The organism is Rhizobium sp. 768_B6_N1_8, from assembly GCF_051811225.1.
Lineage (GTDB): Bacteria > Pseudomonadota > Alphaproteobacteria > Rhizobiales > Rhizobiaceae > Rhizobium.
The window spans coordinates 2475879-2486276 of record NZ_JBPWPV010000001.1; the positions used below are offsets into that span (position 1 = coordinate 2475879).

At 58.4% G+C, this 10398-nt stretch carries 16 protein-coding genes; 9 read left to right on the top strand and 7 right to left on the bottom strand.

The genetic code is table 11. The features are described from left to right. Window positions 1–444: 444 nt before the first annotated feature. The gene (locus AB8B33_RS12750) at window positions 445–1824 is read right to left on the bottom strand and encodes a pyridoxal phosphate-dependent decarboxylase family protein (RefSeq protein WP_439015656.1); all 1380 of its coding nucleotides are present in this window, start codon (window positions 1822–1824) and stop codon (window positions 445–447) included. 228 nt (window positions 1825–2052) lie between these two features. On the opposite strand from AB8B33_RS12750, the gene AB8B33_RS12755 reads away from it, so the two are divergent. The 4 genes from AB8B33_RS12755 (at window position 2053) to AB8B33_RS12770 (ending at window position 3705) form a co-directional block, all read left to right on the top strand. Beyond that, window positions 2053–2394: a hypothetical protein gene (locus AB8B33_RS12755; protein WP_113325342.1), complete on the top strand. Its 342-nt coding sequence runs from the start codon at window positions 2053–2055 to the stop codon at window positions 2392–2394. 240 nt (window positions 2395–2634) lie between these two features. After that, window positions 2635–2913, top strand: a complete 279-nt coding sequence (locus AB8B33_RS12760) for a hypothetical protein (RefSeq protein WP_025669006.1) — start codon at window positions 2635–2637, stop codon at window positions 2911–2913. A 225-nt stretch (window positions 2914–3138) separates the two neighbouring features. Beyond that, the gene (locus AB8B33_RS12765) at window positions 3139–3381 is read left to right on the top strand and encodes a hypothetical protein (protein ID WP_439015657.1); all 243 of its coding nucleotides are present in this window, start codon (window positions 3139–3141) and stop codon (window positions 3379–3381) included. 72 nt (window positions 3382–3453) lie between these two features. Next, window positions 3454–3705, top strand: coding sequence for a hypothetical protein (locus tag AB8B33_RS12770; RefSeq protein WP_310386612.1), 252 nt, complete (start codon window positions 3454–3456; stop codon window positions 3703–3705). A 225-nt stretch (window positions 3706–3930) separates the two neighbouring features. Here AB8B33_RS12770 and AB8B33_RS12775 read toward each other — a convergent pair whose 3' ends face one another. Both AB8B33_RS12775 and AB8B33_RS12780 read right to left on the bottom strand, forming a co-directional pair. After that, the gene (locus AB8B33_RS12775) at window positions 3931–4101 is read right to left on the bottom strand and encodes a hypothetical protein (protein WP_310386614.1); all 171 of its coding nucleotides are present in this window, start codon (window positions 4099–4101) and stop codon (window positions 3931–3933) included. Window positions 4102–4221: 120 nt separating this feature from the next. Next, the gene (locus tag AB8B33_RS12780; protein WP_007826441.1) at window positions 4222–4431 is read right to left on the bottom strand and encodes a cold-shock protein; all 210 of its coding nucleotides are present in this window, start codon (window positions 4429–4431) and stop codon (window positions 4222–4224) included. Window positions 4432–4734: 303 nt separating this feature from the next. On the opposite strand from AB8B33_RS12780, the gene AB8B33_RS12785 reads away from it, so the two are divergent. The 3 genes from AB8B33_RS12785 (at window position 4735) to AB8B33_RS12795 (ending at window position 5615) form a co-directional block, all read left to right on the top strand. After that, a complete protein-coding gene (locus AB8B33_RS12785; protein WP_439015658.1) occupies window positions 4735–5079 on the top strand; it encodes a hypothetical protein in 345 nt (114 codons plus the stop codon). A gap of 189 nt (window positions 5080–5268) precedes the next feature. After that, window positions 5269–5403 (top strand): hypothetical protein, encoded by a 135-nt coding sequence (locus AB8B33_RS12790; protein ID WP_439015659.1) that lies wholly within the window; start codon window positions 5269–5271, stop codon window positions 5401–5403. Between the two features lie 2 nt (window positions 5404–5405). Further along, complete coding sequence (locus AB8B33_RS12795) at window positions 5406–5615, top strand: hypothetical protein (protein ID WP_439015660.1); 210 nt, start codon at window positions 5406–5408, stop codon at window positions 5613–5615. A gap of 133 nt (window positions 5616–5748) precedes the next feature. On the opposite strand, the gene AB8B33_RS12800 is transcribed toward AB8B33_RS12795, so the two are convergent. From AB8B33_RS12800 to AB8B33_RS12810, 3 genes are all read right to left on the bottom strand, one after another. After that, a complete protein-coding gene (locus AB8B33_RS12800; RefSeq protein WP_439015661.1) occupies window positions 5749–7092 on the bottom strand; it encodes a hypothetical protein in 1344 nt (447 codons plus the stop codon). 105 nt (window positions 7093–7197) lie between these two features. Next, window positions 7198–7896, bottom strand: a complete 699-nt coding sequence (locus tag AB8B33_RS12805; protein WP_439015662.1) for a hypothetical protein — start codon at window positions 7894–7896, stop codon at window positions 7198–7200. A gap of 201 nt (window positions 7897–8097) precedes the next feature. Continuing rightward, the gene (locus tag AB8B33_RS12810; RefSeq protein ID WP_007818517.1) at window positions 8098–8292 is read right to left on the bottom strand and encodes a hypothetical protein; all 195 of its coding nucleotides are present in this window, start codon (window positions 8290–8292) and stop codon (window positions 8098–8100) included. A 195-nt stretch (window positions 8293–8487) separates the two neighbouring features. Between AB8B33_RS12810 and AB8B33_RS12815 the strand changes: the two genes are divergently transcribed. Then, window positions 8488–8700 (top strand): hypothetical protein, encoded by a 213-nt coding sequence (locus AB8B33_RS12815; protein ID WP_439015663.1) that lies wholly within the window; start codon window positions 8488–8490, stop codon window positions 8698–8700. A 39-nt stretch (window positions 8701–8739) separates the two neighbouring features. Here the strand turns inward: AB8B33_RS12815 and AB8B33_RS12820 are convergent, their stop codons facing one another. Continuing rightward, a complete protein-coding gene (locus AB8B33_RS12820) occupies window positions 8740–8943 on the bottom strand; it encodes a hypothetical protein (protein ID WP_007818518.1) in 204 nt (67 codons plus the stop codon). 361 nt (window positions 8944–9304) lie between these two features. Here AB8B33_RS12820 and dusA point away from each other — a divergent pair, with 361 nt between their 5' ends. After that, window positions 9305–10342 carry a tRNA dihydrouridine(20/20a) synthase DusA gene (gene dusA / locus AB8B33_RS12825; RefSeq protein WP_439015664.1) on the top strand — a complete coding sequence of 346 codons (1038 nt, stop codon included), beginning with the start codon at window positions 9305–9307 and terminating at the stop codon, window positions 10340–10342. Window positions 10343–10398 lie beyond the last annotated feature (56 nt).

Below are 10398 nucleotides of genomic sequence, written 5' to 3' on the forward strand. Positions count from 1 at the left end.
GGGAATTGCTCTCCTCAGGTAACAACTCCAAACGACCGGCCCATAAACACGCCATTCGTCGCGCGTTTCAAAAACAACTGCGAGAGCTCTGAAGGGTCGACGGTAATCTGATCAGCTGGATGGACTACTCAACGTCTAGACAGATTCCGCAGTTTGAGAAAATTGCCCGCGACTATCCCAGATGGAACTACAACTGGGTGCCACTTGTGAGCGATGCGACGAGTACGCATTGCTCTCTGGAAGTTCTTATGCTTCGACCAGTCACAATGACGACGATAGGCAATCTTCATTTGAGTGGATGAGGTTAGCTCTAGCAGCCCTCAGCGTCACAAATACCGCGTAAAAGCACGGTTTCCGTGCTCTTATATCTCGTCTGCACCTTGCGACCGCCTGGCGTGATGAGGGGGCTAAGCTACTTATGCTTCCATCCTGTTTTCCAATACCTCACTCATTCACCTCCCTCGCCGCTTCCACCACCTCAGCGACAATCTCCGCCACATCCTCCGGCCGCGTCCGGTGGTTCACGAAACACGCCCGCAGCGCAAACTCCCCGTTGATCGTCGCATTCGAGAGATACACCCGTCCGCGCGAAATCACCCGCTGCAGAATGGCCTCGTTGCTCTTGCTGCGATGGCGAAAGCAGACGGCGCTGAGCGGCACCGGCGCCAGCAGTTCCAGCTCCTCGTGGGACTGGATGGCGGTTGCGAGCAGTTGGGCGTGCCTGAGATCGCGGGCGATCGCCTCGCGATAGGCTTCGCGGCCGTGATATTGCAGGGACAGCCAGAGCTTCAGCGCCCGAAAACGGCGGGAAAGCTCGATCGTTTCGTCGAAGAAGGCGAAGGCCTCGCCGGGATCCTGGTTGAAGATTTTTACATAGTCGCCGCTGTGGGAGAAGGTTTTGCGCGCCGCATCGCGCTCGCGGTAAAGCAGGCAGCTGCAATCGATCGGCTGGTAAAGCCATTTATGCGCATCGAGCGAGATCGTGTCGGCAAGATCGAGCCCGTCGAACTTTTCCGGCGTGGCAAGAGCCGCCAGCACACCGAAGGCGCCGTCGACATGCAGCCAGAGGCCTTCGGCCTTAGCAATGCCGGCAATCTCGCGCAGCGGATCGATCGCCCCTGTCGCGACCGAACCAACGCTGGCGACAATGGCAAGCGGCGCCCTGCCCTCCTTCCGGTCATCGGCGATTGCCGCGGTTAGCGCATCGGTCCGCATGCGGAAATCCGCATCGACGGGGATCAGGCGAAGGTTGCTGCGGCCAAGACCCAAGAGCGCCATCGCCTTGGGGATCGACATATGCACCTCCTGCGAGGCATAGACGACACCCGGCCGCGCACCCTCCTCATTGGCGGGCAGCTTGCTTTCCCGCGCGATCGCCAGCCCCATGAGATTGGCCATCGAGCCGCCACCGCAAAGGCTTCCCGAATAGCCGTCGCAGCCGATCGCTTCCGCCAGCCAGCCGATGACGGCGCGCTCGATGGTGACAGCCGCCGGCGCCGAGCGCCAGGAGGTGACATTCTGGTTGAACACGGAGGCCAGAAAATCCCCGACAGCGCCGACCGGCTCGCCCGAGCCCGCGACGTAGCCGAAGAACCGCCCCGTCGAGGGCCGCACATGCTCGGCCATCGCCCTTATGTCATCGAGAACCGCTCTGCCCCTGCCCGCATCCGGCCAGGGCCGATCGAAAAGCCGCGCCGTCTCGGCACTGCTGGTCATGGGATAGGAAGGCCGCTCTTCGAGCGAGGCCCAGTAATCGCCGGCAAAGGCCATCGCCTCCGCCATCAGGGCGTTGAGTTCGCGATCGGACGTCTCCAATGCCTGCATCTCATTATCCTCCATCCCCACCGAAAGGCGGGTCCTCCCCGACATCGGCAACAAGAGCCTTCAGCCCCGCCGCCATACGCGCATCACCCACACTCATGCAATTTTCAACCGAATCTAGAATAAATTGAAGAATGCAAAGAACATAATTCCCGCGAAGCGAGAATCAAAATAAAGATGCCCTTCTCGTCACAGCACAAGCGCTGTCAGCAGCATAATTAAGGGATAATCATGCGCGCCTATATTGCAATGACACTGATCGCCACCGGATTGCTCACCGGCTGCGTGCCGACCGAGAAGCAATATGATGCAGCTGTCAGAGTGTTGCGAGGCAGCGAGCGTGAGAGAAACGGGCTTTTGGACGAGTGCATAAGGCGCCTCGGCTTTTCCGACAAGAAGGCCCGCCATAACGCCGCTGTCGTGATGAACGTGGCAGAAAAGGACGCTCCGAAAGTTGCCTGCAGCCGATACACGAAAGCGATCGTTTCCGGCAGCATAACCTATCAGGATACGCTCGACATCAAAAATGGCCGCTACACCCCGAAACTGATCAAGATCTTCCAGGGCCGATAGGCTGACCGCCTGTCACCCCTGCCCTTCACGCCCGATATTTTGACGACAAAGCGGGCGTGATCGCCGGCGTCAGCAATTCCGGCAAAACTGCGCAGCGGTTTTGCGTCAGGAACTGCGTTAAACAAAGAGATAGAGCATCTTCATGATTCGAATAAAAACGGAAATGCTCTAGATTACCCCTAATGGCCTGTTCGGCGACCGCGTCGCCATCTGGATGCGCCACCTTTCGAAGGAGAGCGCATGAAAAAACCGAAGCGTATTGAAGAGATGAGTACGGAGGAGCGCGCCGATACGCTGCGGCGGCTGAGCCAGACGCTGCATTTTTCGGCGATCGTCGCCAGGCAGGCAGGCGACATGCTCTGCAAGCCGCTGGAGGAACTGGCCGACAGGCTGCTGCGCGATGGTGCTGCAATATCGACCGATCGCTCCGAGGTCGCCATTGATGTCATTGCCGAAGCTATGAACCTGCTCGGGCGCTTTGAGCTGAGCCATTCGGGCAACAAGTCGACATTGCATTGACCACGAGGTCGCTTGCGATCCCAATGGGTCGCTTGCTTTCCCCCAACAGTCGACCTGAGGGAAGCGCCGAGCCGCATCCGGAGGGGGTGCGGCGGCCCTTGTAAAAGCCCGCCGAAAGCCTAGTTTGGATAGGATAAAGTTTGTCCTAGCGCGCGTCGGCGCCGAGCCAAATCCCCTCTCTCGACAAGCCCGTTGCGGGCCTGTCCCCCGGCGCTAGGAAACACCATGGCAGCCACCAAAGAGCGCTTTTTCAAACAACCGGGCCGGCCGGCAGCCCGCAAGGCCGAGGAACCGCCTCACGCGGCCTATGCAATCATGGCGACCGAAGCGCGCCAGCGCGATGCAAAGACGGCGAAGCTGCGCGCCTTGCGGCTGGAGCGTGAGGCAAGCAGCCTTCAGGAAGTGGGCGAGCCTGTCGCGGCAAAACCCAAACCCAAGCCTGCCGTCCGCCGCTCGCGGTATCAGTGAGCCGGTGTCATCTCCCATGACCCCGCAAGCTCGGCTTTTACGGCCATGACCACCCAGCCTCCGATAAACGATATGTCGCTCGAAGAACGCCTGGAGACCCTCAAGCTTCTGAGCGACGCGCTGCAATTCTCAGCCGTGATTGCCCGCCAGCAGGGCGACGAGGCGTACAAGGCCATGGATTGTCTGGCCGAACGCCTGCGCGCCGATGCGCAGATACTGGCGCATGATCCTTCGCCGACGACCAACGCTGTCGTCATGGAGGCGATCACCCTCCTTGGCAATTTCCAGATGGCCCATCCGGCTCGCAACAACAGCAAGCATTGAGCCGCTGCTGTCGGCGGGGATGGACTGGCCTGCGGTTGACGCGCCGATCGACCGGCTGCAAAGCCGGTGTCCTTTAATTTTGATAGTCCGAATTTTTGGATATTGAGGCGCGGCCGCGGATTTTTTATGAGAAGCTGTAGACCCAGTGCGGCGGCAATAAAAAAGCGCTCAGCCACCTCGTATGGCTGAGCGCTTTTTTTTGACCTGGCGGGTGGCCCGCCGGGCTTATCTTCCGCGCTGTGGCTTGCGGCTTTTATCGTTCTTGTCTTTGGCTGACGACGTCTTGGCGTCCAGCGCCTGACCGAAATTCGTGCCTCCAAGGTGCCCGCCGCCGCTGGTGTTGGCCAGCTGGCGCTCTGCACGTCGAAGCAGCTGTGCTGCGTCTGTCTTGCTCATTTTTCTCTCCCGGAAAGTTGCTCGCAAATAAAAAGGCCGGGGCTGGCCCGACCTTTCCAGGGTTCGCAAGTCCGCAGTGCCAGTACATCCGTGGTCAAAGCGGGGGTGCGAGCCGATTGTTTATTCAGAGGCGAGGTTCTGCGCGGCGTTCTTGCCGCTGCGGGGGTCCTGCACCAGATCGAAGCTCACGGACTGGCCTTCACGCAGGAAGGACATGCCGGACTGTTCGACAGCAGAAATATGAACGAACACGTCAGGCGAGCCATCCTTAGGCGAGATGAAGCCGAAGCCCTTTGCCGTGTTAAAAAACTTTACAATACCTGTATTCATAACGATTTTCCTTTCAATCGCATAGAATTACTGCGCCCGCTGGATGCGGGCCGTAAATGGTCGAGCTTGAGAGGAAAGATTAGCCAATGCGCCTTTGCGCAAAAACGAAGCTAACGAAGCAAATTCGATTTTGAAGAGATAGGCTATGTTTGTGTTCATAACAAGGTTACATTTATTTTTATTTGGTTTTCGCCCGTTGCCGCGCTGGTAAAACAGGCGCATGTTGGCTGGTCAGCAGCCATCTTTCCGGGCGCTGTTGGTTAAGGGCATCCACACCCTGGCCCCGACCGAAAGGAGGACGCGATGTCTTCCTCCATCCATCAGACCTTTCTCGACGGCGACGATATCAACCTGCTTTCACGCGTACTCAAAAGCGCCGGATATGACGAAGCCGCAGCGCCGGAGCTGTTCGCACAGGCTGCCAGCAAGGCACTTGCTCTCTTCAGACGCGGCATGCGCCGCGAAGAAGCATTGCTGACAGCAATAAGGATCATGCAGGACAGGCAGCAGATCCTGCGGCAAACCGGGAATACCGAATTTGAAAGCCGTTTCGCAATCCAGGGCCTGCCGCCGTCCAGCATCATCATCGATGAGGCAGGAGCCAGCATCATCATTGATGCGACGGAAGAAACCGCTGCGCGCAAATAACCGGCATCCGCACCTCGGGGTACATTGACAACACCGCTGCCACACGCGCGTCATCACGCCCGCAATTTTCAACTCTGTTTAGAATAAATCGAAAAATCCCAAAAGTATAATTCCCGCGAAGCGAGAATCAAAATAAGGAATCCTCGCCATCACAGCACAAACGCTGCCGCATTATATTGAGGGATAATCATGCGTGCTTATATTGCAATGATATTGCTTGCCACAGGACTTCTCGCCGGCTGCGCGCCGACCGAGCAGGAATACGATGCAACGGTGACGATGCTGCAGGGCAGCCCGCGGGGCGGGCACGGACCGAAGTTCTGAACATGTGCACCAAGCGCATGAGTGCAACCGATGCCGCCTGGCATCGCAACGCAGCTGTCGTCATGAACGTATCGGAGAAGGATGCCCCGCGCGTTGCCTGCAGCCGGTATCTGAAGGCCCTCGTCTCCGGTCGCGCCACCTATCAGGACACGCTCGACCTCAGCAATCGTCGCTATACCCCGAAGCTCGTCAAGATCTTCCAGGGTCGCTGAGGCGCAAGACCGGTCGTCTGTCGCAACTGCCGTTCACGCTCGCTGGCTTAACAGGACCTGCGAGCGTGATTTGGCGTACCCGCCCGCAAGTTCCGCCGATATCGGGCGGTGAAACGGCTCCCAGCGGCAAGACTCAGCCGCTCCATGACATGGCGGCCCTCGCCCAGCTGCCGCGCTGCGCCTCTGGAACGGGATCGATCGTGTTGAGCCTCATCGTTATCGAGCAAGCCTCTTCGTCGCTGAGTTCGGCAAGTTTCGTCAGCTTATTCAATTCGTCCATGGTCACGCCCAGGCGCTGCGTGATCATTTGCACGATGTCCTGAGCGGTCAGCGTAACGGTCGCGGGCTCCCGCATTTTCCCGTCCTCATAGGCCAGGCGCTTGGCTTCCATAACTTGCCAATAGCTCTCCTTGATCTGTGGAACGGCCTGCGCGGTCTGAGACACCCGCATACTCATAAGATCCTTGCAGCCCTGCGGATAGTATCGCGCAAGAGCCTCGTTGAGCGCAGCCGTCTTCTTCAAGACATCGATCGCAATGGCATCGCTTGCCCGCGACAGCGCAGGATTGCCGTATTTGGCCACCATGGCAGCTGCTTGCGCTCGCGGATCGATATTGCCCCCCGAGGCTTCGGCCTTGGCAAACAGCTGCCGCGCTTCATCCTCGTGATCCATGAAGACCGCGTGAACGAAAGGATTGATACCAGCGAGAACCTGCATCTCCTTTTCGAAGGAGCCAGCCTTCGTTTCCTGCGCAGCCGAGTCCGATGCGGGCTTCGCATCTGCGGCAGGCTTTTGCTTCTCCGGGGACGGACCCAGCGAGAGCAACGCCCTGCCCCAATCGCCCTGCAGCTCTTTTGGCAAAGCGCGTACGTTATAGAGTTTCTTTGCGATCGAGCACATGTCTTGGTCGCTCACCCCGGCAGGAGCTTTCAGCACCTTGTCTATCTCGCTCCCGGTCATTCCCAGGTACCGCGTCATGATCCGGTACAGCTCCTTGCCGGACATCAAGGCAACCGGAGCGCGGAATTTCCCATCCTCATAAGCATAGGTTTTCGCTCGCAGATCATCCATCCGACCGTTTCTGACTTCCACAACGGAATACCAGTCAGGCATATTGCCGGTGAAGAAATACTCGCAGCCTTCGGGATATTTGGCGGCCACGATATCGGCAAGCGCGGCCGTCTTGTCCATGACTGCAATCACGGCACTGTCGCCTGCGCGCGAGAGGGCCGGAGTGCCATACCTGTCGATGACCGTCGCAAGGGTTTTCTTCTGTTCAACCCATTTCTGACGGCCCGTCTCCGCGTAGACTTTCAGTACGATATCCCTGTGATCCCGATAAATGGCCTGTAGATAAGGATTTATCCGTCCGGTCAATCGGATCACCATATCCACAGGATCTTCCTTGGCATCTTGCGCGATTGCGCCCGATGCGAGGAACGCGACGGCAGCCAGCAGCGATAATAATCTTTTCACGAAACCCACCCCAATAGTTGCAATTCTTTATCAAAGACCATCAGTTGTGCCGCTTTGCCGGGCAGCATGCGCGGCGTCACCGGCGGCGACAGCCCACACGCGACCCTATTGCTTGACTGAAATGACATCCCTCGCCCAGTCGCCTCTGCGGGCTTCCGGCACGCCCGAGACGTTCCAATATCTCTTCAGGATCGAGCACATCTGCGCATCCGGAACCTTCTCGGGAATGAGAAACAGGCTCATCTCGATGTTGCTCACTCCAAGATACTCATTCACCAAATCCAGAAACTCGATTGAAGACAATCTCGCGACCGGCGCCCGCGACTTTCCATCTTCATAGGCAAGAAGCTGGGCTTGTCGAAAATTCCGGATGCGGTCAGTAATCTCTGGAACGGAGTTTCCGTCGGGATGCGCCGAAAAAGATACGAAGTACCTGCAACCCTCAGGCTCCCAGCTGGAAAGCACATCAACGACCGCGCCTGCCTTCCTAGCCACATCGATCGCATAGGCATCGCTGGCGCGTCCAAGTGCCGACAACCCGTATTCCGTATAGATGTCGGTCAGGGCCTCTATCGCCCCCTCGCGATCACCTGCAACAAGCTTCCTGTTGATCGCCCGCACTTCAGCCGGGTGGTCCGCGAGCATGGCTTCAACAAAAGGATCGTCATAATCGCTCGCCTTGTCCTCTGCCTTGGCAGCCGGCGCATTGGCACTCTGCGCCATCGCGGCATCACTTGTCGCAAAGATTGAAATGACGACGACACCGGCCGCGATTGCGGACAGAGCCCAATTTATTCTCATCATGAAACCCCACCCTGAATAGTTGCAAATCTTCTATGTCTGAAATTGCGAACCGTCCACAACCCGTTCAAAAACTGGTAAAAATATCAGAGAAATAAGCGAGGCACCTCACAAGCAGTACCCTATATATCCCATCGCATCAGCCACACCCCGCGACCACTATTGACCGCAACGTCTCTATTGCCGCAGGGCATATCTTATGGCTCAGCTATTCAGCTTCAGCGCCAGCTGCTGCCCGCCAAACACCTTCAGCACATGTTTGTTGATCGGCCGCATCGCCTCGATGCGGCGTTGTTCTTCCCGCCTGCGCGCTTCGTGGCGCTCGCGGTCTGCGCGCAACTGCGCGGCAAAGGCCATGGCCTTGTCTGCTGCTCCTGAATAACTCGGGCTTGCTGCCATCGAACTCTCCATCAGAACATAGATGAGAACGTTTATTTGTTCTTATTTTGTTCTCATTTTCGGAGAAGTCAAGACTATCGATTCACGGCAGTACAAAGGATGGGATTCCGGCGCGGGAAGAGCGGTGCCGGCAAAAAGACAGGAAAGCGCCAAGTCTTTGACGCAGAAAACTATTCTCTCGTCTGGAGCCAGACCATGGCGAAAGACATGAGGCCGCAAAGGGTGGCGATCAGAAGCAGGTTGTCCATCGAAATCCTCCTATATGTGGCAAAAACGCGGCAGAAGGGTTTTGGTTCAATTGCCTCTCTTTTTCAGGCGATCTTCTCGCCCCTGTTCTCCTTCGCTTTACCTTCGCCTCCTGTCCAAGCGCTGCGCGATATCAGGCGTTCCAATAAAAAAGGCCCGTAGCATTCTGCTCGGGCCTCACTTTATTCCACTGATGCCTGTCTATGCCGCCCTGATCACGGTCATGATGACGATATTTCCAGCTTCGTCTCGGGCGCTGTCTGTCATCGCAATAACCTTGCCGCCAAATTCCGCCTCGGCCTCAGCGAACGCCTCCCGCACCAGGCGAAGCGTTTCCAGATAGGCGCTGTTGTCTCGCCTGGGCATTGCAAGCAATGCCTTGATCCCTGCGCTATCGTCCGTCATGAGGCTGATGCACTCCTTCGCTGCGGCTGCGTGGCGACCATCGATCCGCTTTGCAAGGTCGGTTGGATGGATGCGTCTGCGGCCTTCTGGCTTTGCTCGATCCTGACATCATAATATCAGCATCGTCCTCCGTTGCCTTCCCGGAAAACGGCACCTGGGTCAAGTGCGGGAAGCGGCCTCCAGGAAGATGACGCCCGGCGCCCCAACACCCATCTCGCTTTATCGCCATGCCTCATGTATAAGCCCTCGTCCCATTCCCGCCCCCGCCCCGGCGTTTCGCCAACGAGAGCTTGCAGGATCGGGCCTCTGCCACGACATGAGGCCACGGGACCCACGACCGGACGAAAGAAGACTTGAGATCATGACCACGGCAAAGACGGCTGTTTCAGAAGCAAACCAGCGCTATTTCAAGGCGCCGGTCTTTGCCGTAGCGCCCATGATCGACTGGACGGACCGCCACTGCCGCTATTTCCACCGCCAGATCAGCCTCAACGCCCTGCTCTATACGGAAATGGTCGTCGCCGATGCCATCATCCATGGCCCCCGCGAGCGCCTGCTCTCCTTTGATGGCACCGAACACCCCGTCGCCCTGCAGCTGGGCGGCTCCGATCCGACCAAGCTCACTGAGGCCGTGCGCATTGCCGAGCCCTATGGTTATGACGAGATCAATCTCAATGTCGGCTGCCCGTCGGATCGTGTCCAGTCCGGCACTTTCGGCGCCTGCCTGATGCTGACGCCTGAAACGGTTGCCGAATGCATCGCCGCCATGAAGAAGGTCGCGAAGGTCCCGGTCACCGTCAAATGCCGCATCGGTGTTGACGAGCAGGAGCCGGAAGAGGCTCTGCCTACGCTGATGACCCGCGTGCTCGATGCCGGCGCCGACGCAATCTGGATCCATGCCCGCAAGGCCTGGCTGAAAGGCCTGAGCCCCAAGGAAAACCGCGAGATCCCGCCGCTCGATTACGAGATCGTCTACCGCATGAAGGCCCGCTTCCCCGATGTCTTCATCGGCATTAATGGCGGCATCCGCACGCTGGATGAGGCGCAGGCCCACCTCGCCCATGTCGATGGCGTCATGCTCGGCCGCGCCGCCTATCAGAACGCCGCAATCCTTTCCGAGATCGACCAGCGCTTCTACGGCGCAGCGGCCTCGGAGCCAGATTGGAACGATCTGCGCGACCGCATGATGGCCTATGCCGAGCGCCATATCGCGTCGGGCGGCCGCCTGCAGCATATAGCCCGCCACATGGTCGGCCTCTTCACCGGCCTGCCGGGCGCCCGCCGCTACCGCCAGATCCTGTCGACCGATGCCGCAAAGCCGAATGCCGGCCCGGAAGTGATCGCCGCAGCCTTCGCCGCGGTCGATTTTTCCGGCTCGACGGAAGCCGTCAGCGCCTGAGCGGCATCAGGCATCGATCCGAACCATTAGAGCAACCATTTGCCGACCGATCGGGC

Bases quoted from the DNA above. Each gene is read 5' to 3' on its own strand.
- AB8B33_RS12750 (WP_439015656.1), bottom strand. From the start codon at position 1,824: ATGCAGGCATTGGAGACGTCCGATCGCGAACTCAACGCCCTGATGGCG.
- AB8B33_RS12755 (WP_113325342.1), top strand. From the start codon at position 2,053: ATGCGCGCCTATATTGCAATGACACTGATCGCCACCGGATTGCTCACC.
- AB8B33_RS12760 (WP_025669006.1), top strand. From the start codon at position 2,635: ATGAAAAAACCGAAGCGTATTGAAGAGATGAGTACGGAGGAGCGCGCC.
- AB8B33_RS12765 (WP_439015657.1), top strand. From the start codon at position 3,139: ATGGCAGCCACCAAAGAGCGCTTTTTCAAACAACCGGGCCGGCCGGCA.
- AB8B33_RS12770 (WP_310386612.1), top strand. From the start codon at position 3,454: ATGTCGCTCGAAGAACGCCTGGAGACCCTCAAGCTTCTGAGCGACGCG.
- AB8B33_RS12775 (WP_310386614.1), bottom strand. From the start codon at position 4,101: ATGAGCAAGACAGACGCAGCACAGCTGCTTCGACGTGCAGAGCGCCAG.
- AB8B33_RS12780 (WP_007826441.1), bottom strand. From the start codon at position 4,431: ATGAATACAGGTATTGTAAAGTTTTTTAACACGGCAAAGGGCTTCGGC.
- AB8B33_RS12785 (WP_439015658.1), top strand. From the start codon at position 4,735: ATGTCTTCCTCCATCCATCAGACCTTTCTCGACGGCGACGATATCAAC.
- AB8B33_RS12790 (WP_439015659.1), top strand. From the start codon at position 5,269: ATGCGTGCTTATATTGCAATGATATTGCTTGCCACAGGACTTCTCGCC.
- AB8B33_RS12795 (WP_439015660.1), top strand. From the start codon at position 5,406: ATGTGCACCAAGCGCATGAGTGCAACCGATGCCGCCTGGCATCGCAAC.
- AB8B33_RS12805 (WP_439015662.1), bottom strand. From the start codon at position 7,896: ATGATGAGAATAAATTGGGCTCTGTCCGCAATCGCGGCCGGTGTCGTC.
- AB8B33_RS12810 (WP_007818517.1), bottom strand. From the start codon at position 8,292: ATGGCAGCAAGCCCGAGTTATTCAGGAGCAGCAGACAAGGCCATGGCC.
- AB8B33_RS12815 (WP_439015663.1), top strand. From the start codon at position 8,488: ATGGCGAAAGACATGAGGCCGCAAAGGGTGGCGATCAGAAGCAGGTTG.
- AB8B33_RS12820 (WP_007818518.1), bottom strand. From the start codon at position 8,943: ATGACGGACGATAGCGCAGGGATCAAGGCATTGCTTGCAATGCCCAGG.
- dusA (WP_439015664.1), top strand. From the start codon at position 9,305: ATGACCACGGCAAAGACGGCTGTTTCAGAAGCAAACCAGCGCTATTTC.